This window comes from Myxococcales bacterium (assembly GCA_016712525.1).
Taxonomy (GTDB): domain Bacteria; phylum Myxococcota_A; class Polyangia; order Polyangiales; family Polyangiaceae; genus JAAFHV01.
In genome coordinates this window covers 2,283,211-2,310,000 of sequence record JADJQX010000001.1, presented here as the reverse complement: position 1 = coordinate 2,310,000, position 26,790 = coordinate 2,283,211, and the positions used below count along the sequence as shown (strand labels likewise).

Annotated in this window: 23 protein-coding genes and 1 tRNA gene (1 of these 24 only partly in view); 8 read left to right on the top strand and 16 right to left on the bottom strand. The window is 69.6% G+C overall.

Features of this window, described 5'->3' with window-relative positions; translation table 11 throughout:
- The 7 genes from IPK71_09845 to IPK71_09815 all read right to left on the bottom strand — a co-directional run.
- Nucleotides 1–283, bottom strand: the 5' end (the start) of a protein-coding gene (locus IPK71_09845; protein MBK8214040.1) for a roadblock/LC7 domain-containing protein. It extends 308 nt beyond the left edge of the window; only the first 283 of its 591 coding nucleotides appear in the window; its start codon is at nt 281–283; its stop codon lies beyond the left edge, outside the window.
- Nucleotides 284–318: 35 nt separating this feature from the next.
- Nucleotides 319–1,233: a peptidyl-prolyl cis-trans isomerase gene (locus tag IPK71_09840; GenBank protein MBK8214039.1), complete on the bottom strand. Its 915-nt coding sequence runs from the start codon at nt 1,231–1,233 to the stop codon at nt 319–321.
- A complete protein-coding gene (locus IPK71_09835) occupies nt 1,230–1,403 on the bottom strand; it encodes a hypothetical protein (protein MBK8214038.1) in 174 nt (57 codons plus the stop codon). The genes IPK71_09840 and IPK71_09835 overlap by 4 nt, the downstream gene beginning before the upstream one ends.
- A 131-nt stretch (nt 1,404–1,534) precedes the next feature.
- On the bottom strand, nt 1,535–2,257 hold the full coding sequence (locus IPK71_09830) for a hypothetical protein (protein ID MBK8214037.1): 723 nt from the start codon (nt 2,255–2,257) through the stop codon (nt 1,535–1,537).
- Complete coding sequence (gene ttcA / locus IPK71_09825; protein MBK8214036.1) at nt 2,254–3,081, bottom strand: tRNA 2-thiocytidine(32) synthetase TtcA; 828 nt, start codon at nt 3,079–3,081, stop codon at nt 2,254–2,256. The genes IPK71_09830 and ttcA overlap by 4 nt, the downstream gene beginning before the upstream one ends.
- Before the next feature lie 98 nt (nt 3,082–3,179).
- Nucleotides 3,180–4,706, bottom strand: a complete 1,527-nt coding sequence (locus IPK71_09820; GenBank protein MBK8214035.1) for a leucyl aminopeptidase — start codon at nt 4,704–4,706, stop codon at nt 3,180–3,182.
- Between the two features lie 139 nt (nt 4,707–4,845).
- The gene (locus IPK71_09815) at nt 4,846–5,331 is read right to left on the bottom strand and encodes a hypothetical protein (protein MBK8214034.1); all 486 of its coding nucleotides are present in this window, start codon (nt 5,329–5,331) and stop codon (nt 4,846–4,848) included.
- A 232-nt stretch (nt 5,332–5,563) separates the two neighbouring features.
- On the opposite strand from IPK71_09815, the gene IPK71_09810 reads away from it, so the two are divergent.
- From IPK71_09810 to IPK71_09800, 3 genes are all read left to right on the top strand, one after another.
- Entirely contained in the window at nt 5,564–5,938 is a 375-nt protein-coding gene (locus IPK71_09810; protein ID MBK8214033.1) for a hypothetical protein, read from the top strand.
- The gene (locus tag IPK71_09805; GenBank protein ID MBK8214032.1) at nt 5,935–6,255 is read left to right on the top strand and encodes a hypothetical protein; all 321 of its coding nucleotides are present in this window, start codon (nt 5,935–5,937) and stop codon (nt 6,253–6,255) included. The genes IPK71_09810 and IPK71_09805 overlap by 4 nt, the downstream gene beginning before the upstream one ends.
- A 247-nt stretch (nt 6,256–6,502) precedes the next feature.
- Nucleotides 6,503–6,579, top strand: a tRNA-Arg gene (locus IPK71_09800).
- 59 nt (nt 6,580–6,638) lie between these two features.
- Here IPK71_09800 and IPK71_09795 read toward each other — a convergent pair.
- The gene (locus tag IPK71_09795; protein ID MBK8214031.1) at nt 6,639–7,652 is read right to left on the bottom strand and encodes a hypothetical protein; all 1,014 of its coding nucleotides are present in this window, start codon (nt 7,650–7,652) and stop codon (nt 6,639–6,641) included.
- A 137-nt stretch (nt 7,653–7,789) separates the two neighbouring features.
- On the opposite strand from IPK71_09795, the gene IPK71_09790 reads away from it, so the two are divergent.
- Nucleotides 7,790–9,475, top strand: coding sequence for a polysaccharide deacetylase family protein (locus tag IPK71_09790; GenBank protein ID MBK8214030.1), 1,686 nt, complete (start codon nt 7,790–7,792; stop codon nt 9,473–9,475).
- A gap of 21 nt (nt 9,476–9,496) precedes the next feature.
- Here the strand turns inward: IPK71_09790 and IPK71_09785 are convergent, their stop codons facing one another.
- A complete protein-coding gene (locus IPK71_09785; protein MBK8214029.1) occupies nt 9,497–11,896 on the bottom strand; it encodes a trypsin-like peptidase domain-containing protein in 2,400 nt (799 codons plus the stop codon).
- 207 nt (nt 11,897–12,103) lie between these two features.
- Between IPK71_09785 and IPK71_09780 the strand changes: the two genes are divergently transcribed.
- Nucleotides 12,104–12,994, top strand: coding sequence for a hypothetical protein (locus IPK71_09780; protein ID MBK8214028.1), 891 nt, complete (start codon nt 12,104–12,106; stop codon nt 12,992–12,994).
- 13 nt (nt 12,995–13,007) lie between these two features.
- Here IPK71_09780 and IPK71_09775 read toward each other — a convergent pair whose 3' ends face one another.
- The 4 genes from IPK71_09775 to IPK71_09760 are packed head-to-tail and all read right to left on the bottom strand — an operon-like array spanning nt 13,008 to nt 17,386.
- On the bottom strand, nt 13,008–13,946 hold the full coding sequence (locus IPK71_09775) for a hypothetical protein (GenBank protein MBK8214027.1): 939 nt from the start codon (nt 13,944–13,946) through the stop codon (nt 13,008–13,010).
- Nucleotides 13,943–15,031 carry an alpha/beta fold hydrolase gene (locus IPK71_09770; GenBank protein ID MBK8214026.1) on the bottom strand — a complete coding sequence of 363 codons (1,089 nt, stop codon included), beginning with the start codon at nt 15,029–15,031 and terminating at the stop codon, nt 13,943–13,945. The genes IPK71_09775 and IPK71_09770 overlap by 4 nt, the downstream gene beginning before the upstream one ends.
- Complete coding sequence (locus IPK71_09765) at nt 15,018–15,584, bottom strand: hypothetical protein (GenBank protein MBK8214025.1); 567 nt, start codon at nt 15,582–15,584, stop codon at nt 15,018–15,020. Before IPK71_09765 ends, IPK71_09770 begins: the two co-directional genes overlap by 14 nt.
- The gene (locus IPK71_09760; protein ID MBK8214024.1) at nt 15,581–17,386 is read right to left on the bottom strand and encodes a M3 family oligoendopeptidase; all 1,806 of its coding nucleotides are present in this window, start codon (nt 17,384–17,386) and stop codon (nt 15,581–15,583) included. The genes IPK71_09765 and IPK71_09760 overlap by 4 nt, the downstream gene beginning before the upstream one ends.
- Before the next feature lie 180 nt (nt 17,387–17,566).
- On the opposite strand from IPK71_09760, the gene IPK71_09755 reads away from it, so the two are divergent.
- From IPK71_09755 to IPK71_09745, 3 genes are read left to right on the top strand one after another with little or no spacing between them, the layout of a single operon-like run.
- Nucleotides 17,567–18,529 carry a metalloregulator ArsR/SmtB family transcription factor gene (locus IPK71_09755; GenBank protein ID MBK8214023.1) on the top strand — a complete coding sequence of 321 codons (963 nt, stop codon included), beginning with the start codon at nt 17,567–17,569 and terminating at the stop codon, nt 18,527–18,529.
- Nucleotides 18,526–22,332, top strand: a complete 3,807-nt coding sequence (gene metH / locus IPK71_09750; GenBank protein MBK8214022.1) for a methionine synthase — start codon at nt 18,526–18,528, stop codon at nt 22,330–22,332. Before IPK71_09755 ends, metH begins: the two co-directional genes overlap by 4 nt.
- Nucleotides 22,333–22,384: 52 nt before the next feature.
- On the top strand, nt 22,385–23,323 hold the full coding sequence (locus IPK71_09745) for a hypothetical protein (GenBank protein MBK8214021.1): 939 nt from the start codon (nt 22,385–22,387) through the stop codon (nt 23,321–23,323).
- A 20-nt stretch (nt 23,324–23,343) separates the two neighbouring features.
- On the opposite strand, the gene IPK71_09740 is transcribed toward IPK71_09745, so the two are convergent.
- The 3 genes from IPK71_09740 to IPK71_09730 are packed head-to-tail and all read right to left on the bottom strand — an operon-like array spanning nt 23,344 to nt 26,745.
- Nucleotides 23,344–24,378, bottom strand: coding sequence for a hypothetical protein (locus IPK71_09740; GenBank protein ID MBK8214020.1), 1,035 nt, complete (start codon nt 24,376–24,378; stop codon nt 23,344–23,346).
- Between the two features lie 59 nt (nt 24,379–24,437).
- The gene (locus tag IPK71_09735) at nt 24,438–25,226 is read right to left on the bottom strand and encodes a methyltransferase (GenBank protein MBK8214019.1); all 789 of its coding nucleotides are present in this window, start codon (nt 25,224–25,226) and stop codon (nt 24,438–24,440) included.
- 25 nt (nt 25,227–25,251) lie between these two features.
- Nucleotides 25,252–26,745, bottom strand: coding sequence for a prolyl oligopeptidase family serine peptidase (locus IPK71_09730; GenBank protein MBK8214018.1), 1,494 nt, complete (start codon nt 26,743–26,745; stop codon nt 25,252–25,254).
- Nucleotides 26,746–26,790 lie beyond the last annotated feature (45 nt).

The window sequence follows — 26,790 nt, the reverse complement described above, 5'->3', positions numbered from 1 at the left end:
TCACGACGACGACCGCGTAGCCCTCGGGGGCGAGCAGCACGAGCACCGTCTTTCGGTCTCCCCGCACCACGAGCTCGCTCGGCGGCGCGGTCTCTCCGACGAGGGCCCCCGCCGTCCCGAGCAGGATGCGGAAGTGGGCCGCCATGACCTTGAGCTCGAAGAGGTCGTATTTCCCCGAGTAGTCGACGGTCTCTCCCTCCGCGTCGACGAGGGCCGCGGCGATCGCCCCGGGGACACGCGTAAGGAACGACGCCAAGATCGCCGAGAAGGGCGACGCGTCCATGTCGCGTGGCGGCGACGACGACCGGCCCGCGCGCACTATTTCCCCCACTCGATCCCGTCGAGGATCGACGCTGCCGCGGGGGACACGGTGACCTCGCGCGAAGCACGGAGCGCGGCGAGGGTGCGGTCGATCTCGGCCCGGGCGCGGCGCGCGTTCACCTCCGGGCCGAAGAGCTTGCGCCGTTCGTCGGTCGAGAGGCGCTTCTCGGGCAGCGCCTCGACGTAGCGTATCACGTGGAAACCGAAGGAGGACTCGACCACCGGGCTCGTGTCGCCCACGTTCGCGAGGGCGAAGAGCCCCGCGACGTAGGCGGGGTCGAAGGAGGTGCCGTCCGGGACGCGACCGTCCGCGGTGACCGGCGAGAGCGCCTCGACCTTCACCTCGAGCTTGCCGGAGTCCTTCCCTTTGGCGGACGCGAGCGACATCATCTCGTCGGCCGTCTTCGCCTGGAGCACGGCCGCGCGGATCTGCTCGGCGAACGCGCGGGCGCGCGGCAGCAGCTCTTCGGCCTCTTTGCCCTTCGGGCGCATCACGATCGCGTGGACCGAGAGGCGCATCGGAGGCCTGTCGACCTCGTACCAGGCTTGCCGCGAGAGGGCTTCGTCCTCGGCGTCCGTCGGAGGTCCTCCCGATGCCGCGCGCTCTCGGGCACCGTCGAGGACGGCCCGCGCGAGGACGGCTCGAACACGCAGCTTCGTCGACGGCGACGCGTCGATTCCCGAAGCCTTCGCCTCTTGGGCTCCCACGGCGTCGAGCACGAGCCGGTCGAGCGCCTCGGCCGGCGTGACCCGAGCCACGGCCGCCGTCCGCGCCACCACGGACGATGGGATCGCGATATCGCCATCGACGCGAGCGCACACGTCCCCTCCGAGCGGCACCGTCGTGGTCTCGCCCGAGGTGCACCCCACGACGACGACTAGACCCACGAGCGCGGCGCGCACCTTCGTCATCCGCGCCCCTCGAGCACACAACGCGACGAGACCCGAAGGGCCACCGCCCCGACCACGATCCACACGAGCGCGCGCACGTCGCTCGCTTGCGACAAAGCCATCGCCCCGACCCCGAGGGCGGCGCTCCCAGCGAGCGCAAACACGATCCCGAGCGTCTCGTACGACCCCATCGCTCCGGAGCATAGCGGCCCCCGCGACCCGGCGGCAAGTTGGCAACGCGACGCTTTTTTGCGTCATTTCAACAGGTTACACCGTGCACCCGCCAAGCTCGTGCGGAACGAGGGCCGGTCGGCGGAAAAGGTCAGCTCGCCACGAGCTCGTACGCGACGGCGACGACGAGCGCCGCGACGAAGGCGAGCGCCCACCCGAAGATGCCTCGTTTGCGCCGCTTGCGGGTCGGCGCCACGTGCCGCGAGAGCGCGACCCCCGAAAAAGCGCCGAGCACGCTCATGCCCGCGACGATCGTGAAGAGCCGCACGAAGAGGGCGCGCTCCTTGGGCTCGACGCCCCAGCCGACGCACTGGAGCGCCACCGTGATGGCCACGCCGACCACGAGGAAGGGCACGTCTTTTCGAGACCCTCGTTGACGCGGCTCGAGACGACCACGCTCGACGACACGCGCCTCTTCCTCTTTCGTGCGAGGGAACGCGGGCGCCGCCGACGCGAAGGCGAACACCCCCCAGCCGATCATGCCGAGCACGCCGCGGGTCGTGTCGAGGTGCGATGGGCCCGCGTGCTCGGGGACGAGCGCCCACACGACGAGGCTCGAGACGACGAGCCCGAACACGGAGACGTTCCGCGCGACCGCCGGGCGATCCTTGTCGACGAGCACCGACGCGCCGAGCGCGATCGGGCCGAGGAGCGCGAGGAGCTTGGTCTGCCACGGCACGCCCTTCACGAACGCACACGTCGCGACCGTGACCCCCCACGCGTAGAGCCCCGGAATGCTCGCCTGCGCCGACGCGCCGAGCTCCGAGATACGAGACACGAGGCTCGTCTTGGGCGCGGCGGGCGCTTGGCTCACGCCGACCCCTGGAGCAGCCGCGACGCCGACACGAGGGCCTCACCGGCCGCGACCTCGCTGGCCGCCTCGAGCCCGAGCTGCTTCCAGAGGCCCTTGTCGAGCAGATGCGACGGCCTCACGTTTTGCAACGCCGCGAGCATGATCTGCTTCGTGCCCGGGGTCTTCGCCTCGAGGTCGTCGAGCATGCGGCCCACGACCTTGCGCTGGAGCATTTCCTGCGAGCCGCAGAGATCGCACGGCAAGATGGGGAACGCCTTCTCGCGCGCGTAGGCCGAGAGATCCTCCTCGGCACAGTAGAGGAGCGGACGGATGACCACCTGCCCCTCCTGAGACACCATGACCGGGGGCATCGCCGCGAGCTGCCCCGCGAAGAAGAGGTTCAAGAGCAGCGTCTGGAGCACGTCGTCGCGGTGGTGACCGAGCGCGATCTTGGTGCAGCCGAGCTCGCGCGCCATGCGGTAGAGGATGCCGCGGCGGAGGCGCGAGCAGAGCGAGCAGAAGGTCTTCCCCTCGGGGATCTTCTCGGTGACGATCGAGTAGGTGTCCTCCTTCACCATCGTGAAGTCGTACCCCTCGGCTGCCATGTAATCGGTGAGGAGGTGGCCCGGATAGCCAGGGTGCCCCTGGTCGACGTTCACCACCTTGAGCTCGAACCGAACGGGCGCCTTCTTCTGGAGCTCGCGGAAGCGGTCGAGCATGACGTAGCTGTCTTTGCCGCCGCTCACGCACACCATGACGCGGTCTCCGTCGGCGAGCATCCCGAAGTCGGTGATGGCGCGGGCGAAGGCCCGAGAAATGCGGCGTTCGAGGGCGACGGTGTCCATGGTGCTCCCGGGAGATAGCACGCCTTCATGCACGAAGGGACACGTGCAGAGTGCACATGTCCCTTCGGGGGTGGCCGGGCGGGCGCCCAGCCTCGGGCTCAGGCTTGGGTGTGGGCGGCGCGGTGCGCGTCCATGATGAGCTCGAGGAAGGTGAGCACGCCGTGGCCCGTGCCCGCCTTGGGGTTCCAGGCGAAGGACCGGTCGGCCATGGCGGGGCCCGCGATGTCGCAGTGGACCCAGTTCTTGGCGTTGCCGATGAACTCGCGGAGGAAGAGGGCAGCCGTGATCGAGCCACCCCAGCGATCGCCCGTGTGCTTCAGGTCGGCCACGTCGGTCTTGAGCTGGTCGCGGAGCTCCTCGAGGAGCGGCATGCGCCACATGTTCTCGCCCGACGCCTTCACCGCGCTCTGGAACGCCTCGGCGGCGGTCTCGGTGGCCGCGTACCACCCGGAGCAGGTGTTGCCGAGCGCCACGACGCACGCGCCCGTGAGCGTCGCGTTGTCGACGAGGAGGTCCGGCTCGAGCTCGCGGGCATAGACGAGCGCGTCGGCCAGGATGAGGCGGCCTTCGGCGTCCGTGTTGACGATCTCGACCGTCTTGCCGTCGAGCGACGTGATGATGTCCCCCGGGCGGTAGGCGTTCCCGTCGGGCATGTTCTCGGCGGCGACGAAGACTCCGTGCACCTCGACGGTCGGCTTGAGGGCCGCGACGATTTGCATGAGGCCGACCACGTTGGCCGCGCCCGACATGTCGTGCTTCATCTCACCCATGCCGGCCGCCGGCTTGATCGAGAGGCCGCCCGAGTCGAACGTGATGCCCTTGCCGACGAAGACGATCTTCTTCTTGGCGCCCGAGGGGACCCACGAGAGGTGCACCAGGGTGGGCTTGCGCTCGCTGCCCTGACCCACGGCCTGGAGCAGGTTCATGCCGCGACGGACGATCTCCTTGTAGTCGAGCACCTTCACGCCGAGGCCCGACTCTTTGGCCATCTTCGAGGCGATCTGGGCGAACGAGTCCGGGTAGAGCACGTTCGGCGGCTCGTTCGACAGGTCGCGGGCGAGGTTCACGCCGGTGGCGACGCTCACGCCGAGCTCGACCTGCTCCTTGTGCTCGCTCGTGACCTTGGCCGACGTCGTCAGCGTCACGTGGGAGAGCTCCGCCTTCGGCTTGCGGTCGCCCGTGAGGTACTTCGCGAAGCGGTACGCCCCGAGCTCGATGCCCTCGACCACGAACCGCACGCGGCCCTCGAGGCCGTCGCACAGGCCGACCACGATGCGCTTCGCCTTCTCGGAGCTCGCGGCGCGCCCCACCTTCGCCCCCAGCGTGCGCAGGTCGCCGTCCGAGATCGCCCCCTCTTCGCCGAGCCCGTACACGATCACCTTGTCGGCCTTGAGCTTGCCGAAGGTCGGGAGGGAGAGGACCTGGTCCTTCTTGCCCTTGAAGTCGTCGCGCTTGATCTGCTTCGCGAGCTGACCGCCGAGGGCTTTGTCGACGGCGTCGAGGATCGACTTCTCGTTCTTCTTCTTTTTGCTGCCTCCGGAGCCCGTGGCCCAGACGAAGAGAGCGAGAACGTCGGCGGCTTCCTTGGTGGGGTCCGCAGAGCGAAGGGTGTGCTTGATGGGCATCGAGATCCTCGGAGTTGGGGGCTAAGGCGGGAGGCCTTCGAACGGACCGCCTTATACCCAAACCCGAGGATCTTTTGTGGACGATCACGCAACCATCGGCGTCTCGAAGCGGCCCCCGCGAGGACGGGGACGCGTCCGTTCAGCTCACGAAGCGCTCGGTCTGGCCCATGGGCAGGCTCATGTGGGAGCGCGAATCGGGCATGATCGAGAACACGCTGCGCGTCGGGACTCCGTCGACGCGTAGCGCCAAAGACGCCGGCGAGGATCCGTAGCTCCAGGCGACCTTGCACGGCAGGGTGTACTCGACCCCGCTGATCGCGTCGGTCATGCGGAGCACGAGCGAAGCGCCGCGGGGCACGGGGCTCGTGGCCGACACGAAGATCGCGGCCGCGCTGACGGAGCGGATCTCGGCGTGGACGATCGCGCCCTCGCCGATGAGCTCGGCCGGGAGCACCAGGTTGGGCTTGGCCAAAGGACCCGGGCCGGGCAGCTCGAGGTCTCCCGTGACGAGCTGGAGCAGCGACAAAAGCTCGATCTGCTCGGACGCGCTCAGCGGCTCACCGACGAGATCGTGACGCGCTTTCAGCTCCCAGAAACGAACCAGAAAGTCGAGCTTCTCCATCATGGGGCACCTTCTTTCGAGGTGGCGGGCGGGTAACGAGTGAGATGCTTGCAGTCGATGTGCCATTTGGACGTCGGCACCTTCGGCTCGTCTTTTCCTACGCGCGAGCCTCGCGGATCGGTCGACCGAACAGGGTCGGACCGTAGCGATTGCGGCATCCGCGACTCGGCTGCCATGGGAGCCCGGATCGTCTGCGCGCTTGCCGAGGGCGCCCGGCGGGGCGAAAGTAGGCGCGATGCCGCATCGGGCGAGGACGTCGGTCGTGGTCGTGGGGCTCTTGGCCGCGCTAAGCGGAGCGTGCACGCACGCGGGCCCGACCGTGTCGCTCGCCGAGGGGCCCCGCTCCTACACCGGCGACGACTACGGCTCCGTGATGGACAAGTGGACCCGCACCCACAGCCTCATCCGGTTGCCGACGGTCGACGATCGCCTCACGGTGACGGCCACGTACGAGTCGTGGGATTTTCGCTGGGCCTACGTCGTGCGGTACGCCCACGACTACCGCCTCGCGCCGGACGAGCGCCAGGCCATGCTCGACAAGGCGCTCGCCGAGACGCAGGCGACCCACAAATTCCAGATCGCCCTCTACGGGAACCTCCCCCGCGCATGACCGACCTCACCCGGCCCGGGTGCGCGTGGGTCGTTCGGCTCGTCGACGATCGGGGCAACGAGACCGCGCCGGTCCGCATCGAGCAGGTGCTCCGGCCCTCCGCGATCGACAAGGCGTACTTCCCCTACCTCAGCGTCTGGCGGCAGATCTTCAAGGTCGACTTCCCCAAGCAGAAGGCCGACGGGAGCCCGACGGTGGCGAAGAACGCGACCTGGGTGGGGCTCGCGTTCTACGGCGCCTACGGCCAAGACGAGATCCGCTGGGCGCTCACCCCCGAGGGCGAAGCCGACACGTCACGTCGCGCGGCGATGCGCTGATTCTCTTAGGAGAATCGTACATTTAGACCCGACGCATGCACGGCGCCGACCCCGGAGGAGAGGGAGGGTCGACGCCGTGCGTGCGCGGGTGGGAGAGGCCCGCAGGAAGCCAAGGTGGGAGGAGAGACGTCCGTTATAGCAGACGAACCGGCTCGTTCAACAGAATCGAGCGACGTTCGCCTCGGCGACGAGGAGCGGCGCGATTGATCTCGAAAGGCGACCGGTGGTAGCTCTCGATGCGCTGTTTGCGCCCGTAGCTCAGCTGGATAGAGCGTCGGCCTTCGAAGCCGAATGTCGTAAGTTCGAATCTTACCGGGCGTGCCATCTCCCCTTGCGGCGTGCCGCTCTCCGAAGGCCCTCGCCGCGAGCGAAGCTCACCGAGCTCAACGGCCCTTCGCCGGGGGAGCGACCTTAGGCGGCGGAGCGGCCTTCGGCGCGGGTGGGGGCGCGGACGGCTCGGCGCTCGAAGGACGCGGGAGCTGACCGGGCAGGCCCTGCCCCCAGCCGAGGTTCAAGGGCGATGGCGCCGCGAGCACCAGGTTTCCGCGCTGCCCGGCCTTCTCGTAGATCTCCGGTAGCTTGAGCTGGAGATCGTACTGCAGGTAGAGCGGGTTCTTCGCGAGAGCCTCGCCGATGCGCTCGATCTTCACCGTGGCGACCTCGGCCTCCTGTTGGGCGAGCTGCTTTCGGACCTGCATGGTCTCGGCCTCGGCGGAGACGCGCTCACGTTCGGCGATGGCCTTGTCGCGGAGGAGCGACTGCGACGCGCGCTCGAGGTTCGCCGTGTCGAGCGAGGGGGGGAAGTGGAAGTTAATGACGTTCACCTCGTAGACGACGACGAGCTTCTTCTCGCGCTGGGTCATCATCTCCGAGAAGCGCTTCTTCACGCCGCTCGCGACCTCGCCCTGGCGATCGTTCAGCTCGTTGGCCTTGAGCGGCGCCACGAGCTCGCGGGCCGCTTCGCCGATGGCCGGCTGGATGAACGTGACGAAGATCTGGTCCGTCGAGATGTTCTGCCCGTCGGCCGGGGAGAGGCGGTTCAAGAGGTTCAGGACGCCCTCGTCGGTGCAGTCGGCCGAGAAGCGGATCGCGATGTCGAACCCGAAGTGGACGCCGTCTTTCGTGAGCGTGTCGAGCGACTCGGTCACGGTCTTGGTCGAGCAGTCGACGGTGCGGAGCTCGTTGTAGATGCCGACGAAGTGGCTGCCCGGGTCGCGCACGGGCCCCGAGAGACCATCGCTCCCCGTGTAGAGTGCAAGGAGCCCCGTACGCGAGAACATCCGCCCACGGTGGGCCTGCGGGATGTCCATCGACGCACACCCGAGCGCGCCGGACGCGACGAGCCCGAGCACCATCGCCGACCCTACGATCGACCTCTTACCTGCGCGTTTCCCCATGCTGCTTCTCCTCGAGAGAGGAAGGTTACACCTTCGTAAGAAATTCCATAGCGGTACGGCAAGCTCGGCTTTTTCGGCGGGTCTACGATCGAAGAGGCGCCTTGAGCTGCTCCTCGCCCACACGTCGTGGACTCTTCGTGCTCGCCCTTTCGGGTGTCGTGGCGGTCGTCGCGTGCGACCGCTCGGCCGAGACGACGCTCGACACCTCGCGCGCCGCGCTCGCGACCACGCCGTACCGCGGCACGTCGCTCGCGCCGAAGACCTTGGCCCTCACCTTCGACGACGGCCCGAGCGCCCGTGGGCTCGAGATTTCGAGGTATTTGAAGGGCCTCGGCGTGCGCGCCACGTTCTTCGTCACCGGCGCGAAGGTGGGGCCGACGGCGCTCCCGAACCCTCACGGGACCACACCCGACCCGGCCGCCGCCGCGATCCTCGCGGAGCTCGCCCGCGACGGGCACCTCGTGGCGAGCCACGCGACGACCCATAGGGACCTGACGACCGAGGTGCCCGATGCGGAGCTCGTGACAGAGCTCGCCGAGACCGACGCCCTCCTCGCGCCTTACCGTGTGCCGCCCCAGGTGCGGGCCTTTCGAGCACCGTACGGCGCGTACGACGCGCGTGTGCACGCCGTCCTCGCCGCGTCGCCCATGAACGCCTACGTAGGTCCGCTCGGCTGGGACATGGGCGGGAGGTCCGACAGGTACCCGAGCGCGGCGGCCGATTGGGCTTGTTTTCAAGGCGATTTGCGCACGAGCGGCGGAGGCCTCGCGAACGGGACGGGCTACGCGACGTCGACGCAGTGCGCGGACGCGTACCTCGCGGAGATCGAGAGCGTGGGTCGCGGCGTCGTGTTGATGCACGAGCCGTACGCCTGGGCCTCGGGCAACACGCCCGACCTCTTGCGCAGCCTGGTGCCGAGGCTCCTCGCGCTCGGGTACCGGTTCGTGCGGGTCGACGAGATCCCCGAGCTTTCGCCGCTCTTCCCGTGCCACGCGACATGTGCAACTTGCACGGGCCCGGAGGCGACCCAGTGCGCGACGTGCCGCGCCGGAGACACCCTTCGGGCCGGAGCGTGCGGCCCATGCACGGCGTGCCGTGCGGGCGAGGTCGAGGTGGGCGCGTGCACGAGCACGAGCGACCGCGTCTGCGCGGCGTGCGACGTCTCGTGCGCGACCTGCTCGGCCACGGGCCCATCGGCCTGCACCTCATGCCCCGAGGGGCGCACGCTCCGCGGCTCGGTGTGCCCGCGATGTGCGACGTGCGGCCCTGGCGAGCGCGTCGCGCAGGCGTGCACGAGCACGAGCGACACGGCCTGCGCACGATGCCCCGCGGGCGCCGTATCCACGGGCAGTCCCTGGGCGTTTTGTGCGATTTGCTCCGCGGGGACGGCCCCATCGCCCGACCGCAGCACGTGCGCGACCTGCCCTCGAGGGACCTCGTCTCCGGGCGAGGTCGAGGCGTGCCTCCCCTGCCCGACCGGCACGTACGCGAGCGGCGAGGGCGCGAGCACGTGCGCCGCGTGCGAAGGCCGTGGCTCCTGCGACGACGGCGACACGTGCACGACCGACACGTGCGACGCGACCCGCGGATGCGTGCACACCCCGACACCGTGCGCGCCCGACGCAGGGCCACCGGCAGAGGCCGGACCGATCGTGCCGCCCGCCACGACGAGCACGAGCGCGCGGCCCGCCGAGGAGACCTCGCTCACGGGAGGTGGTGGATGTGGCGTCGCGCGGAGCCCCGAGACCGGCGAATGGACCGCGCTCGTCGCCCTCGTCGCCCTCGCCGCACGGTGGCGACGAGAGCGACAAAATCAGCCCTAGTAACGGGAAGTTACGAGCAGCTCAGGGTTCTACGTACTCGGGCTTGAAGGTGGCCGCGGCGACGGTCTTCCACTTGGCTCCGAGGGCCTTGTCCTTGAAGATCGTCTTGTGGCGAATGGGCGCGCCGGCGAGCGCGGACGCGTCGACCTCGAGGGCGAAGCCCGCGTCCTTCTTCACGACACGGTAGGCCTGCGTGGGGGCCTTCGCGTCGGGCGGGAGGTAGAGCACGAGGTCGTATTTTCCGTCGTTGTCGGTGTCGTAGTAGACCCACGTGGTGGCGCCGTCGGTGCCGAGGCGCTTCACGACGGCGACCTCCGCGTCGAACTTGCCGCCCGCGACCACCTCGCGGAGCTCGGTCTTGGGAGGGAGCTTCGTGCTCTTGTCCACGTCGAAGAGCTGCACGATCCAGGGGAACGCGAAGGCCTCGGCCACGGTGTTGGCGGCGACGCCCTTGAGCTCCTTCGGGCGGAACACGGCGCGCTCGGGCACCACGGCCGGGAGCGAGCCGAGCGCCTCGTCGGGCGCGATGTCCGTCGAGAGCGAGCGCAGGGCCGAAACCGCGCGGGGCATGCCGACGAGCCCGGGGCGGAGCAGCTTTCGCCCGAGCTGGTCGGCGGCAGGTGTGAGCTTGCCTCCGTCGCCGATGCGGAACGCGCCCGTCGCGACGAGCCCGTCGGTGCCCTTGGACGTGAGCGCGAGATCGAATTTGGCGTCGGCGTTCGTGTCGTAGAGCGCCCAGACGGTAGAGCCTTGAACGACGATCGCGACCTCGGCGTCGACCTTCTTCGCCTTGAGGAGCGACTCGGCCGAATCTCCGGGCTTCAGCGCGCCGAGGGAGCGCTCGTCGGCGTCGATGAGGCTCACGCGGCTGAACGCGCCTCGAATGAGCGCCACGTCGCCCTTGCCGTTGCCGTCGGTGTCGACGGCGCGCCCGTCGGTACCGGCCGCGATGAACGGATCGGGGACGGTCTGCTCCGAGGAGCTCGCCGCCGCGAGCGTGCGCTGGGACACGAATTTCGAGCCGCCGATCGCGAGGGCGATCTTGCCGAGCCTCGCCCTGAGGGCCGGCTCCTTGACGAGCTTCCCGCTGAGATCGTGGCTGGGGAGCACCTCCTTGTCCTCGCGAATTCGGCCGGACGCGTCGATGCGGTAGGCGTTCTCGGGGGTGCCGTCGCTGTCCTTGTCGAAGACGAGCACGTCGAAGGTCGAGTCTCCGTCGGTGTCGTACCAGACGTACGTGCCGTCGCGGTTCGTGAGCATGGCGATCTCGGCGTCGAAGCCGGCCGCGGGGTCCATGTTCGGTTGGACCTTGCTCTGATCGAGGTTGATGAGGAGGCTCATGCGGTCGTAGCCGCCGAAGATGCCGCCGCCTCCCTTGGCCACGAGCGACTCTTTCACGCCGTCGAGATCGAGGTCCTCGAGGGTGGGGTCGAAGCCGCCGTCGCAGTACGGGTCGGGCAGCACCGCGATGCCCGCATCACCGTATTTCGTAGTAAATTCGCGCAGTTCCTCGAGATGCACGTGGAACGAAGCGGTGGCCGCGTCGACCGTGATGCTCTGGTTCAAGCCGACGATTTCGCCCGCCATGTTCACGAGGGGCCCGCCGCTGTCGCCGTGCGTGATGGCGCAGTCGGTCTGGACGGCGAGGCCTTGGGTCTTCGATGAGAGCGCCTCGGTCATGCGCTTCTTCTGCTCTTCGCAGGCGACCTTCTGGCGTTTGGCTTGGTCGGGGGGGAGCGCCGGGTCGGGGTGCGTGCAGTCCATCCCGGCGATGATGCTCGAGTCTTGCTGGCGCTCGCCGACGCTGGCCACGCTGCACGCCTTGGCGGCCCAGAGGAAGCCGATGCCCGCGTGGCCGACCGACATCACGCGCTCGGCGATCTGGGGCGAGCCCTTGGCGAGCTTGGCGGCGACGAGCTTCGCGGGCGCGTCTTTGACCTTGATAATGGCGAGGTCACGGACGGGGTCGACCTTGACGACCTCGGCTTCGTAGCTCTTCGCTTGCCGGTTCATGCGCCCCGTCGACGTGAGGTCGCCGAAGGTCACGTCCACCGTGATGACGAAGTCCTTTTTTCGGCCATCGGCGACCACGTGGTAGTTCGTGAGCACGTAGCCCTTCGGGTCGATCACGACGCCCGTGCCGAAGCCCTTGTCGGCGCGGACGAGCACGGTGGCCGGGGCGACCGCGCGGTAGGCCTGGTTGGACGCACCCCGTGTGTTCGACGCGGCGCTCGGCGGTGGCGCGGGGACATCTTCGGCCTGCTCGACCTCGGCGATCACGGCGGGCGGCGGCGCCTCGGCGTGCCCGAGCAGCTTCGCGAGCTTCGTGCGGGCCGCACACGTGCGCGGAGCGATCTTCTCGCGGACGGGCTCGGGCGCTTTCTTGGCGACGACCGGGGCCGGCGGCTTCGGAGGAGGCACGGGCGCCCCGCCACCACACGCGACCGCCACGAGAGAGCGCCACGGCTCCCCCGACCCCACGCAACACCGAGACGTTTCGCATCGCCAATCCTCCGACCGAGTAGCCTACGCCTCGGCGCGGAGCCGCGCGCCGGAAACGTCGGTTTACGCATCTTTCACGACATCGGAGCACTAGGCGACGCCGGCGAGTCGGTGCACGATGATTCGATGGCGCGAATACTGCCACTCTTGTGCGTGGCTGCGGCCCTCGCGGCGTGCACCGCGTTCGGCTCGGACACCGAGGCTCCCGCGAGCTCCGCGCCCGACGCGGCGCTGCCTTCGGCCACGGTGCCTCCGACGCAGCCCCTCGTGGACGCATCGGGAGATGCATCCGAGGACGCTGGGGCGGACGCGTCGACGCCGCCCGAGACGGACGCGGGCCCACCACTCCCAGCCGGCCCGGCCTGCGACACGACGGGATATGCTCAGCGCTTGTCCGTCGATCTCTCGGGCGCTCAGCCTCAAATCGACGGGACCCCGATGGGCACGAAGACGCCCACCGGGAGCGCGCTCACGGTCGAGGGCTGCGCGGGCGCCGTCGGGAAATGCGCGAAGATCACCGTCGATTCGAGCACGGTCGAGTTTGCGGGGTTCGAGCGGAATTTGACGACTGCGCCCGCGCCGGCGACCGCGATGCGCCTCTGCTTCCATGTGCGTGTCGACCTCGACTACGCGAAGCTCACGCCGCAGCGCGAGTGGTTCACGCTGGCCGCCGTCAACAACGGAGGGGACCCATCCGTCGCGGCGCAGCTCTGGCCCAAGTGGAGCGACGGCGCATGGACGTTCATCGGGGCGATGAAGAGCACGATCTCGAGCACGTCGACGTTGTCGATCCCCGGGGGCAGCCGGTCCGGCGTTTGGCATAGGGTGCAAGTCGACGCGTCGTTCGGGATGAACGGAAGGGTGACGGTCGCGGTCGACGGCACGATCGCGCAGGCGGGAGGCGCGGTGCCACAATGGGTCTCAGGCGGGGTCTTCTACTTCGGCTTGCGCCCTACACCTGCCGCGCCTCTCGTCGCCACGGCGTGGTACCGCGACGTGCAGGTCGGCTACAGGTAGTCCGCGCTCGATCTCAGTCCGTCTCGCCCTCGACGAACTCGGCGACGGGCGCGAAGATCTCGTCTTCGGAGGATGCGCCGGCGAAGAGCTCGGCGTGGTCGTAGTCGTCACCCAGGGCGTTCTCGCGCGCCGCGAGAAAGTAGCGCTTTTGGCTTCGCGCGGCGCCCGGCGTGGCGCTCCCCCACGCGAGGAACGCGGGATACGAAGACTCCGAGGGCGCGACGCCATCGGCCTTGCCCACCACGAAGAGCACCGGCTCGTGACGCCCCGAGAGGCCGGGGTAGCGCTCGGCCGTGGGCGCGAAGAGCGAGGGCGCCTCGGGAGGGAGCTTCGCGAGGTGCGCGCGGAGGACCTCGGGCTCGTGCGAGAGCCTGCGGCACGACTCGACCGTCGCGCAGAGGTAGCCCGCGGGGCCGCCGAGGTGCGCGCGCTCACGGGCGAGGAAGGAGCGCGGGTAGGCGTAGTCGAGCCCGGGACCGACGAGCGCGACACGACCGACCGGAGACCCGCCTTCGTCGGCGAGGAGCCCCACCGCACGCACGGCGATCGGCGCGCCCAGCGACGTGCCGACGACGTGCACCACGGGCTCGCGTGTGCGCTGCGACACCTCGCGCACGACGTTGGCGAACGCCCTCGACGCGAGCGCCTCGTCGCAGGACGGAGCTTCGAAGCCCACGACGTAGACCGCGTGCCCTTGGAAATTCAGGTACGCGACGAGCCCTCCATCTCGACCACGATGGAGGACACGCGGCGCGAGGAGCGAGGGGGACGTCACGACGATCGGGGCGCGCCGGACCGCGCTCGCGTGGGTCGCCGGGAAGGCCGTGACGGTCTCGAGGCACGCGCCACGCGAGGCCACGGGGGAGGTCCGCGCGGCGAGGTCCACGTCGGTCAGGGCCGGGTACCGGCAGGCCGAGAGCCCGACGAGCGCGGCGAGCGCGAGCCGCTTCATGGGCCGTCGTGCTCCGTGAGCCAGCGCGTGATCGTGGGGAAGATCTCGCGCGAGGCGTTCTCTCCGACGAGCATGTCGGCGTGCCCGTAGTCGACCGTGAAGCCCTCGGCCCTTCCGGCGATTACCAAGGACTTATCGGCACTTGCGAGCGTATCGTACACCCTGCGCACGACGAGCGGATCGGCGAGGGCGTCGCGCCGCCCGCCGAAGAGGAGCGCGGGCACCGCCACGTTCGCGATGTTCTTCGAGTACGACACGCGGCCGTCGCGGGTCTTCATCTCGCCGTCCTCGAGCGCGGCCGAGAACTGCCGGAGCTCGCCGGGGGACGCGTCGTTCACGGCGTACCGAAGGAGCAGGCGGTACTCGTCGTGGGTCCAGTCCTCGTCGGCGTAGAGGGTGTCTCGCACGGTTCGCGCCGACAGCGGGAGGCCCGTCCATGCCTCGACCTGCGAGGCGCTCTCGGCGGGCACCGCGGGGATGAGGCGGAGCGCGCCTCGAGCTTTGTAGCCGACGAGCAGGTTCTTCGACGCGGGGGACATGAAGCCAGGCGAGCCCACGGTGACGAGGCGCTCGATGCGCGCGTCGTGGAAGGTGCCCGCGCGCGCGTACGCGACGATGCCGCCCATGCTGTGCCCTACCCACGCGACGCCTGTCGTGCCCGCGGTGGCGCTCACGTGCGTGAGGATCGCGTCGACGTCGTACGCGACGTAGTCGTCGATGTCGTAGTCGTACGTGTGCGCGCCGAAGTACCACCCGGGCTTGCCCGCGTCGGGGCGGCCCCGCAGGTCGACCACGTAGACGTCGAACCCCTCGCGCGCGAGCACGAGCGGGAGCGATCGCGGGCCGTCGAGCTTGAAGTAGGCGCGGTTCGAGAGGAGCCCGTGGCAGAGCACGACAGGCCGCTTTTTTCGGGGGATCGTGCCGCTCGACGAGGGGCGGAAGCGCTCGACCGTGAGCGGCCAGCCATCTCTCGTGGTCGGGTGAGAGACCTCTCCATGAACGAGCGGAGGCGGCGCGCACCCGGTGACGAGGCCCACCCCGAGCGCGAGGACGGACAGGGCCGTCGTGATCTCAGAACGAGACACCGGTCCTCCAGGTGAGCGTGTACGTCGTGAGGTCGAAGATCGTCCTCGACGCGGCGCTCGCGTACGTGGCGTGCTCGAGCCCCCCATCGAACGCGACGAACGCGAAGCCCACGTAGTGGAGCGCGAGGCCGGCGTGTGCGCCCACCGTGGGCTCGGCCGTGACGACCTCGCCCTTCGGGTGCACGATCGCGAGACCCGCCGTAACGCCGAGGTACGGATCGAGGGGCGAGCGCGGCAGCACGTGGAAACGCACGCCCGCGTAGGCCGGGGCGAAGAGCACGCCACCGAACGGCGCCGCGACGCCGCCCACGAGGCCCCACCGGTCGCGGAGGAGGTGCTCGAACGAGAACCCGAGCCGGAGCGTCGTGGTGCCGGCCGGGCGGACGAGCGTGAGGTTCGTCGCGAGGGTGGTCGAGCCGCGCGAGAGTCCGCTCGCGGGGGTCTGACCGAGCTGGTTCCACGACGTCGCGTCGGAGGGCAGCTCGGCGCGCGCGACGCAGGGGACTAGCACGAGCGCCGCCGTGAGCGCCGAGGCGAGGGCTTCGGGCCTCACGGGATCGTGACGACCTTGGGCAGCAGCGCCTCGAGCTCGGTGATGGGGGCCTCGAGCGTCGCGATCGCGCGCGACCAGAACGCCTCCGACTCGAGGTCCTCGCCGATCGAGTCCTTCGCGACCTCGTGGGCGAGCGCGCCGCCGGTCTTGCGAAGGAAGGACTCGTAACGAGGGAGGAACGCCGGCCCCTCCTCGCGGAAGCGAGCAAAGAGGCCTCGGGAGAGCAAAAACCCGAAGGTATACGGGAAGTTATAGAACGAGAGATCCGGGATGAAGAAGTGCAGCTTCGACGACCAGAAGAGCGGATCCTCGTCGCCCTCGGAGAGCGCCTCGCCGAAGACCTCGCGCTGCGCGTCGCGCATGAGGGTCGAGAGGCGGCTCGCGGGCACCTCTCCCTTCGCGCGCTCTTCGTAGAAACGCGTCTCGAAGAGGAAGCGCGTGGGCACGTCGAGCAAGAAGGCCGCGGCATCTCCCGCGACCTCGCCGAGGAGCTGCGCGCGCGTCGCGTCGGTGATGCCGGGCTCGGCGAGGAGGCCCGCCGAGAGCACGCTCTCCGCGAAGGTAGAGGCCGTCTCGGCGAGGGTCATCGGGTATTGGCGCGCGAGCACCCGCGTGTCGCGGAGCACGTGGTGGTGGAACGCGTGGCCGATCTCGTGGGCGAGGGTGGACACGTCGCCGAGCGAGCCCTGGTACGTCATGTAGACCCGCGGCTCGCCGGTCACGTCGCTGCCGGTGCAGTAGGCGCCGGGGCGCTTTCCACGGCGGGGCTCGGCCTCGATCCAGCGCGAGGTGAGCGCGTGATCGAAGAAGGCGCGGAGGTCGGGGTAGGCCGCGCCGAAGGCTCGCTGGACGAGCTCGACGCCACGTTCCCACGAGATGCGCTCGGCGTCGGGGAGCGGGAGCGGCGCCTCGAGATCGTACCAAGCGATCGCCGGGAGCCCCATGGCCTTGGCCTTCACCAGCAGCCCACGGCGCGCGAGCGGACGGCCCTTCTCGACCGCGGCGTTCATGGCGTCGAGCGTGGCCCTCGAGATGCCCGCGTCGTGGAGCGCGACGTCGAGGAAATGGGAGACCCCGCGGCGCGCGTAGAGCGAGAGGCGCGTGCCGGCGATCCGGTTCACGGCCGCCGCGGTGACGTCGACGACGCCCTCCCACGCGCGATTCCCGCCCTCGAACGCGGCCTTTCGTACGCGGCGATCCGGGTCGGCCATGAGCGAGCGACGCTGCGCCATGGGAACGGTCTCACGCGTGCCATCGGGGCGGACGAGCTCGAACGCGAGCTTCGCGGAGACGGTGTCGTAGAGCCTGCCCCACCCCGTGATGCCATCGGTCCCGAGGTCCGCGGCGAGGGCCTCGAGGGGCGCGGGCATGCGCTTCTTCGCCTCGACGCGGAGCTGCGCGAGGAAGTGCGTCGCGTTCTGGAGGCGCGCGTCCCGTGAGAACGCCGCGAGCTCGTCTTCGGTCGTCGGTCCGAGCATGCGCCGCAGCTCGCCGGAGATCTTCTGGAGCGTCGCGCCCGTCTTCCCGAGCTCGCCTTCGGCGACGCTGTACGCCTCGTTCTCTGCGTCGGCCGAGGCGAGGCAATTCACGTAGGAGCTCACGTGCCCGTAGCGCGCGACGAGATCCTCGTACGCGAGGACGAGCCCCACCCAGGCGTCCAGGGTGTCCTCCGAGAGCGCGGCGAGGTTCTCGGCCCGGGTGAGGGCGCGGGTCGCGTCCTCCGCGAGGGTGTCGATGAAGGCGCGGGTCGCGGGCGACTCGAACGACGGAAAATACGAAGAGAGATCCCAGGTCGGTTCCACGGGCCCATCCTCTCCGAAAGGGCGCAAGATCGCCAGATCGTGCACGAATCCACCGACCGCCGGGTGATCGCCGGAGGGCCGGCACCGAGGGTCGCGTCGGCGCCGAGGATCGCGTCGGGCCGGTGACTTGACGGGGGCCCCGCCCGGTGGGATATCCCATCCGCGCATCCGGATACCTCGATGAACCTGAGCCAGACCGTAGGCACGCTCAACCTGCTCGGCGACGAGAGCCGCGTGAGGCTGTGCGCGTTGCTCAGGGCGCAGGAGCTCTCGGTGTCGGAGCTCGTGCGTGTGACGGGGCTCGCGCAGTCGCGGGTGAGCACGCACCTCGCGAGGCTCCGCGAAGGGGGATTCGTGAAGGACCGCCGAGACGGCCCGCACGCGTTCTACGTGCTCTCGGAATCGGGCCTCTCGGGCGCGACACGGGCTGTGCTCGACGAGCTCTTGAGCGCGGACGATCCGCAGCTCGCGGCCGACAACGAGCGCCTCGCGGCCCTGCTCGACGCGCGTCGCGGAGCGCTGCCGAGCGCCTTCGCGGGGGAGCTCGAGCGGCACTATTCGCCCGGGAGGACGTGGGCCTCGCTCGCCTTCGGGCTGTCGGCGCTGCTCGACCTCGGGGACGTGCTCGACGTGGGCTCCGGAGACGGCTCGGTGGCCGCGCTCGTCGCGCCCCACACGAGGCGCCTCGTGTGCGTGGACACGAGCGCGCGGATGGTCGAAGCCGCCCGCGAGCGGCTCCAGGGCTTCCCCCATGTCTCGGCGCGCGTCGCCGACGCGACCACCCTCCCCTTCGCCGAGGGCACCTTCGACACGGCGCTCCTCTTCCACACGCTGACGTACGCCGAGCGGCCGGCCGCCGTGGTGGGCGAGTGCGCGCGGGTGCTCCGCCCGGGTGGCCGCCTGGTCGTGCTCTCGCTCGAGGCCCACGAGCGGAGCGACGTGACCGCCGCGTACGGCGAGCGGCACCCTGGTTTCACCCCCGCGGCGCTCGGTCGAATGTTGGCCAAACCGGGCCTTTCGGTGAAATCGTGCGCGGTCGTCACGCGCGAGGCCAAAAAACCCCACTTTTCCGTGGTACTCGGGCTCGCCGAGAAGCCCGGGCGCGCCCTCAACAAGCCCGACAAGAAGAAGAAATCGCCATGACCAGCCCTCTCGAGAAGCTCCTCCAAGAACGCATCGTGATCATCGACGGCGCGATGGGCACCACCATCCGCACCTACAACATGACCGAGGCCGACATCCGCGCCACACGCTTCGCGGACTCGAAGAAGGACCTGCTCAACAACGGCGACCTCTTCTCGCTCACGCAACCAAAGATGATCTGCGACATCCACCGGCGCTTCCTCGAGGCCGGCGCGGACATCATCGAGACGAACACCTTCGGCGCGACGAGCATCACGCAGAGCGAGTTCTTCGTCGACGATCCGCGCGAGCACGGCGGGCGCAAGGACCCCGAGTTTTACCAGCGAATCATCGAGGACAAGTTCCTCGACGCGCTCGCGTACGAGATCAACCTCGAGTCGGCGCGGCAGTGCCGAAAGATGGCCGACGAGGTCGCGAACAAAGACGGCAAACGGCGCTTCGTCGCGGGCGCGATCGGGCCGCTCACCGTGTCGCTCTCGAACTCGCCCGACGCCGACGACGCGGGCTTCCGCGTGTGCACGTTCGACCAGGTGAAGGCCGCGTACGTGCGCCAGGTGCGCGCGCTCGTCGAGGGCGGCGTCGACACGCTCCTCGTGGAGACCATCTTCGACTCGCTGAACGCGAAGGCCGCGATCGTCGCGATCGAGGAGGTGTTCGCCGAGGATAAAATCTCGCTCCCCATCCAGATCTCGGCGGCCGTCGGGCGCGGCGGCGAGACGATGATCTCGGCGCAGACGGTCGAGGCGCTGTGGAACGCGGTGAAGCACGTGAAGCCGCTCTCGATCGGCCTGAACTGCTCGCTCGGGCCCGACCTCATGTACCCGTTCCTCTCGGAGCTCTCCGAGAAGGCCCAGGTGGCCATCTCGTGCTACCCGAACGCCGGGCTCCCTAACCCGCTCTCGCCCACGGGCTTCGATCTCGAGCCGGCCGACATGGGCCGCTTCTTGGGCGAGTTCGCGAGCGCCGGCCTCGTCAACATCGCGGGCGGCTGCTGCGGCAACACACCCGAGCACATCGCGGCCATCGCGAAGGCCCTCGAGGGTCGCCATCCCCGCGAGATCGCTAGCATTTCGAAGGTTGGGGCTCAGGTCCCGGCGGACCTCGAGCCCGGGCCCGTGAAGCCGCTCCGCCTCTCCGGCTCTCTCCCGTTCACGCAGCAGCCCGGCATCTTCATGATGATCGGCGAGCGCACCAACGTGGCCGGGTCGCCGAAGTTCGCGAAGCTCATCAAAGAGGGCAAGTACGAAGAGGCGGTCGCCATCGCGCGCCAGCAGGTCGAAAATGGCGCCAACGTCATCGACATCTGCATGGACGAGGGCATGATCGACGGCCCGTCGGCGATGCACCGGTTCCTCTCGCTGCTCGCGAGCGAGCCCGAGGTGGCCAAGGTGCCCTTCATGATCGACTCCTCGAAGTGGGAGGTCATCGTCGCGGGGCTCAAGTGCCTTCAGGGGAAGGGCATCGTGAACTCGATCTCGCTCAAGGAGGGCGAGGCCAAGTTCCGCGAGCAGGCGCGCACGATCCTCCAGTACGGCGCCGCCGTCGTCGTCATGGCGTTCGACGAGCAGGGCCAAGCGGCCACGTACGAGGACAAAATCCGCATCTGCAAGCGCGCGTACGACATCCTCGTCGAGGAGGGCATCGCCCCGGAGGACATCATCTTCGACCCGAACGTGCTCACCGTGGCCACGGGCATCGAGGAGCACGACAACTACGCGGTCGACTTCATCGAGGCGACGCGCTGGATCAAGAAGAACCTGCCCCACGCCAAGGTGAGCGGCGGCATCTCGAACGTGAGCTTCTCGTTCCGTGGGAACAACCACGTGCGCGAGGCGATGCACTCGGCCTTCCTCTTCCACGCGATCCGCGCGGGCCTCGACATGGGCATCGTGAACGCGGGCATGCTCGAGGTGTACGAGGAGATCGCGCCCGAGCTCCGCGAGCTCGTCGAGGACGTGCTCTTGAACCGCCGCAAAGACGCGACCGAGCGCCTCGTCGACTTCGGCGAGAAGCTCAAGGCCGCGCAGGCCGGAGCGGGCCCCGCCGAGAAGAAAGAAGAGGAGTGGCGCAAGGGCACCGTCGAGGAGCGCCTCTCGCACGCGCTCGTCAAGGGCATCGACACCTACATCGACGCCGACACCGAGGAGGCTCGCGCGAAGCTCGGGAGGCCGCTGCTCGTCATCGAGGGCCCGCTCATGGACGGCATGAGCGTCGTCGGTGATTTGTTCGGCGCCGGGAAGATGTTCCTGCCTCAGGTGGTGAAGAGCGCGCGGGTCATGAAGAAGGCCGTGGCGTACCTCACGCCCTTCATGGAGGCCGAGAAGGCCGAGGCCGCCGCGCGCGGGGAGCTGCAGAAATCGCAGGGCAAGATCGTGCTCGCGACGGTGAAGGGCGACGTGCACGACATCGGCAAGAACATCGTCGGCGTCGTGCTCGCGTGCAACAACTACGAGGTCATCGACATGGGCGTCATGGTCCCGTGCGAGAAGATCCTCGAGAAGGCGAAGGAGGTCTCGGCCGACGTGATCGGGCTCTCGGGCCTCATCACGCCCTCGCTCGACGAGATGACCCACGTGGCGCGCGAGATGGAGCGGCAAGGGTTCTCGATCCCGCTGCTCATCGGCGGCGCGACCACGAGCCGCGCGCACACCGCCATCAAGATCGCGCCCCACTACAAGCACCCCGTGGTGCACGTGCTCGACGCGAGCCGCGCCGTCCCCGTGACGACGAGCCTGCTCAGCACCGAGGGCAAGGCCGCGTTCGTCGCCCAACACGACGAGGACTACGCGGCGCTGCGCCGGATGCACGCCGGCCCGAAGCACACGCTCGTCTCGCTCGAAGAGGCCCGCACGGCGCGCGCGTCGTTGCCGTTCACGCCGGCGACCGTCGCGAAGCCGAAGAAGACGGGAGTCACCGTGCTCGACGACGTGAGCGTCGCCACGCTGCGCCCGTACATCGACTGGACGCCGTTCTTCCACACGTGGGAGCTCAAGGGCGTCTACCCGCGCATCTTCGAGAACGCGGCGTACGGCGATCAGGCGAAGAAGCTCTTCGACGAGGCGAACGAGCTGCTCGACGCGCTCGAGAAATCCAAGCTCCTCACGAGCAAGGCCGTCTACGGGATCTTCCCCGCGAACGCCGTGGGCGACGACGTGGAGCTCTACACCGACGAGACGCGCGCGAAGGTGCTCACGACGTTCCACTTCTTGCGTCAACAGACCGCGCGTGAGCCCGGAAAGCCGCACACGGCGCTCTCGGACTTCGTCGCGCCGAAGGGCATGGCGAACGACTACCTCGGCGCCTTCGCCGTGACGAGCGCGCTCGGGCTCGACGCCGAGGTGAAGCGCCTGAAGGCCGCGCACGACGACTACGCGGCCATCTTGCTCGAAGCCGTGGCCGATCGCCTGGCCGAAGCGCTCGCCGAGTACGTGCACGAATGTGCCCGAAAGGACTGGGGTTTCGGCGAGGGTGAGGGACTCTCGAAGGCCGACCTGCTCGAAGAGAAGTACCGCGGCATCCGCCCCGCCGCGGGCTACCCGGCGTGCCCCGACCACACCGAGAAGGGTCCCCTTTGGGAGCTGCTCGGCGTCGAAGAGCGCATCGGGATGAAGCTCACCGAGTCGTTCGCGATGTGGCCGACGTCGAGCGTGAGCGGGCTCTACTTCGCTCACCCCGACGCCCGGTACTTCACCCTCGGCAAGATCGGGAAGGACCAGGTCGACGACTACCACACGCGCAAGGGCATGACGGTGCGCGAGGTCGAGCGTTGGCTCGCGCCGAACCTCGGGTACGATCCGAGCTAATTAGGGTGAGGGCCTCGGAACTTTCCGCCCCCTCGCCCGTCGGAGCCCCACCATGTGCTGCTTTTCGAGCCCGACCGAGGTCCACGGAACGTCCATCTTCGCGCGCATGCTCCGCCCGGGGACGCAGGGGCTCGTGTACCAGATGCAGTACACGGCCAAGTCGCCCACGGCGATGATCCTGCCGCTCCCGGTGCGCCTCCCCGCGAAGGAGGACGCCGTGAGGTTCAAGAGCCTCAAGGAGTATCCGGACTTCTTCGCGGCGCTCGACCGCGCCTTCCCCGCGAAGCCGTCGTCGTCGCTCTTCGGCTCGAAGGGCATGCCCGAGGCGCAGACGGCGGCCGCGTCGGCGCTCGAGGTGCACGAGGTCGGCGATTTCGTCGCGTCGTTCGTGCCGACGGTGGACGACTTCTCGCGGCTCGACGCGCAGTTCGTGCTCTCGAAGGACGTGTGGCAAAAGGTGCCCACGGTGAAGGGCTACGGGTTCGCGGTGTTCCAGCTCAAGGCGACCGCGGGCAAGCCGCACCCGATCGCCTTCGAGTGGGACACCGCGCTCGGCGACACGGTGTTCTTCCCCACGCTGCACATCCACGACGGCACCGTGCACGAGAAGGACGACTTCGATCACGTGCTCTTCCTCCAGGAGCCCGTGTTCGACGCGAAGGTGTCGGGCTACGAGGGGCCCGACGAGAAAGACTCGGCGACCGGCTTCGTGCGCTCCGAGAAGGCCGCGAAAGAGAGCGTCGAGGTCGCGCGCACCCAAGGCCTCGTGTCGCCGGACCACCTCGTCCACCGCGTGACGATGCGCGGCTCGCTCCCGAACCGCGACACGTTCGTCGACGTGAAGAAGGTCGCGATGACCGCGCGCGGGTGCTCGCGCTGCGACGCGGCCGGAGCGGATCTCTCGGGCGTGCCGCTCCCCGTGGGCCTGGGCATGGCGGGCTTCGCGTGGGTCGTGGGGCGGCGCGATAGGCTGCGCCGGACGAAGCGCTAACCATTCGTACTCGTTCGCTTTTAGCGACAGACCGGGCCCTTGGGGTCGGCGCAGGTGCCTCCCGTGCAGGTCGCGAAGATCTCGCACTCTTGGGACCTTCGGCACGCCGTGCCCGCGGGTTTGCGCGCGACGCACGTGCCGGTCGCGCCGCCGTCGCCAGGGGTGCAGGTCTCGCCGCTGCCGCAGGTCGCGAGCGCGCCGAGCTCGCACGTGGCGCCTTTGGCGAGGTTCGTGACGGCGGCGCACTGGCCGTCGGTGCCGCAGCCCGCGAGCCGGTAGGGATCGCAGCCGCCGCGCGCGTCGCAGGCCTCGCCGGCCGCGGGCAGCTTGGCGCACGTTCCGCCCTGGCACGTGAGGCCGTTGCCGCAGAGCGCGTTCGAGGTGTCGCACGTCTCGCCGAGGGCGCGGACCGCGACGCAGCGTTTGCTCGAGAGGCAGGTGAGCCCCTTGGCGCAGCGCTTTTGGCCTTCGCCACACGCTTCGCCGGCCTTCGACTCGTCGCGGGCGCGGCAGGTACCACACGCGCCCGGCGTGGTAGCGACACACGTCTCGCTCGCGCAGGACACGTCGCTCACGCACGGAGCCCCCTCGGCGCGCGCGTTCACGGGGCGTGGCGAAGGGCACGCGGTCTGCCAGGTTCCGCCGTAGAGGCCGTCGCAAGTGAGCTTCGCCTCGCACGTGGCCATGGTGACGAGGTCGGCCTCGGCGAAGAGCGCGTCGGGCGCGTGGGTCGCCTTGAAGGCCGCGGCGTACCGCGCCGAGCACGCCGAGAGGCTCGGGAAGAAGTCCTGAACGTAGGTTTGAAAGCAGCGCTCGTGGAAGCCGCAGAGCGTCTCTCCGACGAGCTGGGCCGCGCGATCGAGCCCGACGGTGGGCCCCGACACGACGTCGGCGCGGCCCGCGTCGGGCTGCACGCTCGAATCGACGGGCGTGTCGGCGTCGGTCGTGGGCGTGCCGGCGTCGGCGGTAAGATCCCCTGCTCCATCGCCCGCGGCGGCGCCGCACGCGAGGAAGAAGACGCCGAGGACGAACGAGACCACGCTGCGCGACTGCATGGCGGGCACCCTACGAGGCAGGGCCTCACCGGCAACGAAGACTCACCTGAGAAGTTCGCTCAAGGCTCGGGCACGACGAAGCCGAAATGCCGACGCACGGCCCGCATCTCGGCGGTGTGCTCGCCGTCGGGTGTGCGCACCACGAGGGGGGGCTCGGCGACTTCTTCGTGTGTGCCACGCTTGCACGCGAAGAGCGAGAAGAGCGGCGTAAGGCCCTCGCGAGGCACGACGTCCCTGTGGGCGATGGCCGAGAAGCCTGCGGCGTGCAAACCGTCGAACGCGCGGGCCTTCTGCGCCGTGGGGAAACAGAACACGAACCGCGCGTGCTCCGCGTGCGAGAGGGCCCGCTCGGCGGCGAGCGCGTAGTCGGCGACGGTGCCGCGGAGCTCGAAGCGCGCGTGGGCCTTCTGCGAGTCTTGCGGGACGATGCCGGCCGAGACGTCGAAGTAGGGCGGGCTGCCCGTGACGAGGTCGAAGGTGCGCTCGAAGCGGGCCTCGCGCAGATCGCCGTACATCGGGGACACGCGGCCCTCGAGGCCGTTCATCGCGAGGTTCGCGAGGAGCTGCGTGAAGCTGATTTCCTGGGCTTCGACGCACGTGAGGTGCGCGCCCTCGCCGAGCCCGTGGAGCACGAGGAGGCCGACGGTGCCGATGCCCGTGCCGAGGTCGAGCGCGTGGTCGACCTTCGGCCCGTGGACCCACGCGTAGTACGCGGTGAGCACGTCGTCGGTGGAGTGCCGGTGGCCGCGCTTGCGCTGCAGGATGTTCCACGCGCCCGAGAGGGCGTCGAGGGTGATGGGCTCGCCGAGCTTCGCCTCGAGTGCGGCTCTGTGATCTTCGGGGGTCACGGGGCGCGTGTTACCACGTCCCGCGTCATTCCCAGCGCACGGGCACGCTCACGCCCTCGACCTTCGCGCCGCGGGGCACGCCGAGCGCTCCGTCCGCGAGCACGACGCCGCGCACGCCCGTGGCCTCGCGCACCCGCACGACGCCGCCCACGCCCTCGAGGTCGACGTACGCGTCGGTGGTGCCTGCGCGCTCGATCGTGACGCCGTAGGCGCGTGTGTCCTCGGGGCGCACGCTGCGGAAGGTGACCCGCGCGGGGTGCTCGGGCGCGCGGGCCTTCGCGGCGATGCGCACGACGTCGGCCGAGAATTTCTCGACGAGGCGGCCTTCGTGGCCCATGGCCGGCACGCGATCGAAGCGCACGTCGAAGCCGCGCGTCTTCATGGCGGACTGGAGCATCTCGCTCTGCGCGATGGGGGACGTCGTGTCGGCCTCGCCGTGGATGAGCCACACCGGAAGGTGCCGCGCGTTCTCGACGACGTCGAGCGCGTTCACGCGGCGTGCGCCGACCTCGTCGCCGAGGATCGTGCGCACGTAGGTGGTCATGTCGTACTTCGAGTCGCCGAAGAAGCTCACGACGCTCGCGAAGCGCGAGGGCGAGTGAAAGCCGATCGTGGTCGCCCCTGCCCCGCCCATCGACGCACCCCAGATCGAGACACGCCGCGGGTCGACGTCGACGGTGGCCTCGAGCGCCGCGAGCGCGCGCAGCACCTCGGCCTCGGCCTCGGCCACGTAGAGCGAGTTGCCGAGCCCGCTCGGGTGGAGCAGCACGACCCCGGATTTTTCGGCCTCACGCACGAGGCCCGTGTATTGCGCATACGTCCACGTGCCGCCGTTCCACGGGTGCACGCCCACGAGCACGGGCACCTTCGTGGAGAGGTCGACCGAGCGCGGCACGTACACGACGGCCTTGCCGCCGCCCTTCGCCGACGAGGGGCTCGCGAACGTGAGCGTGGTGAACCCGAAGGGCGACTCTTCGAGCGCGCCGGTGCGCGGGGCCTCGCCGCACGCGACGCGGCGCTCGTACGCCGACGCGTCGATCTCGAGGGCGACGTCGCTCCGGCCGGGGGGGAGCTTGGTGACGAAGGGACCCTCCTTCGGGGCGCCCACGTCGCACCCGGCGACCGTGATTTTCCCTCTCCCGCCACAGTGGGGCACGTAGAGGGCCTCGCCCTCGGCCGTGAAGGTGACCTGCACCTTGCCCTTCGGGAGGCGCGTGGTCGCGAGCTCCGCGAAGGTGAGGGTCTTCGGCGCGGCGCCTCGCTCACGGAGCGTGACGAGGGCGACCTCGGGGCCGCGCACCGTCGTGTGCACGAGGGCCTTGGGCGGCGCGACCGGAGCACGTGGCGCTTGGGGCGCGCTCGAGGCCGCGGGGGCCGCGCTCGACGCCGGAGAGCTCGAGGGCGGCGCAGCGGAGGCGGCGTGCGGCGACGGCGTGGAGGCCGCGCGCGACGAGGCCGTGTGCGCCGCGAGGAAGCCGACGAACGCGAGGACGGAGAGAGGAGCGACGACGCGGACCACGGCGAGGGGATTAGTTCATGGCGCCGCGGGGGGGAAGGGAGAGCG

Excerpts from the sequence above, each read along its gene's own strand:
- IPK71_09840 (MBK8214039.1), bottom strand. The coding sequence starts at position 1,233 with ATGACGAAGGTGCGCGCCGCGCTCGTGGGTCTAGTCGTCGTCGTGGGG.
- IPK71_09835 (MBK8214038.1), bottom strand. The coding sequence starts at position 1,403 with ATGGGGTCGTACGAGACGCTCGGGATCGTGTTTGCGCTCGCTGGGAGC.
- ttcA (MBK8214036.1), bottom strand. The coding sequence starts at position 3,081 with ATGGACACCGTCGCCCTCGAACGCCGCATTTCTCGGGCCTTCGCCCGC.
- IPK71_09820 (MBK8214035.1), bottom strand. The coding sequence starts at position 4,706 with ATGCCCATCAAGCACACCCTTCGCTCTGCGGACCCCACCAAGGAAGCC.
- IPK71_09815 (MBK8214034.1), bottom strand. The coding sequence starts at position 5,331 with ATGATGGAGAAGCTCGACTTTCTGGTTCGTTTCTGGGAGCTGAAAGCG.
- IPK71_09810 (MBK8214033.1), top strand. The coding sequence starts at position 5,564 with ATGCCGCATCGGGCGAGGACGTCGGTCGTGGTCGTGGGGCTCTTGGCC.
- IPK71_09805 (MBK8214032.1), top strand. The coding sequence starts at position 5,935 with ATGACCGACCTCACCCGGCCCGGGTGCGCGTGGGTCGTTCGGCTCGTC.
- IPK71_09795 (MBK8214031.1), bottom strand. The coding sequence starts at position 7,652 with ATGGGGAAACGCGCAGGTAAGAGGTCGATCGTAGGGTCGGCGATGGTG.
- IPK71_09780 (MBK8214028.1), top strand. The coding sequence starts at position 12,104 with ATGGCGCGAATACTGCCACTCTTGTGCGTGGCTGCGGCCCTCGCGGCG.
- IPK71_09775 (MBK8214027.1), bottom strand. The coding sequence starts at position 13,946 with ATGAAGCGGCTCGCGCTCGCCGCGCTCGTCGGGCTCTCGGCCTGCCGG.
- IPK71_09755 (MBK8214023.1), top strand. The coding sequence starts at position 17,567 with ATGAACCTGAGCCAGACCGTAGGCACGCTCAACCTGCTCGGCGACGAG.
- metH (MBK8214022.1), top strand. The coding sequence starts at position 18,526 with ATGACCAGCCCTCTCGAGAAGCTCCTCCAAGAACGCATCGTGATCATC.
- IPK71_09745 (MBK8214021.1), top strand. The coding sequence starts at position 22,385 with ATGTGCTGCTTTTCGAGCCCGACCGAGGTCCACGGAACGTCCATCTTC.
- IPK71_09740 (MBK8214020.1), bottom strand. The coding sequence starts at position 24,378 with ATGCAGTCGCGCAGCGTGGTCTCGTTCGTCCTCGGCGTCTTCTTCCTC.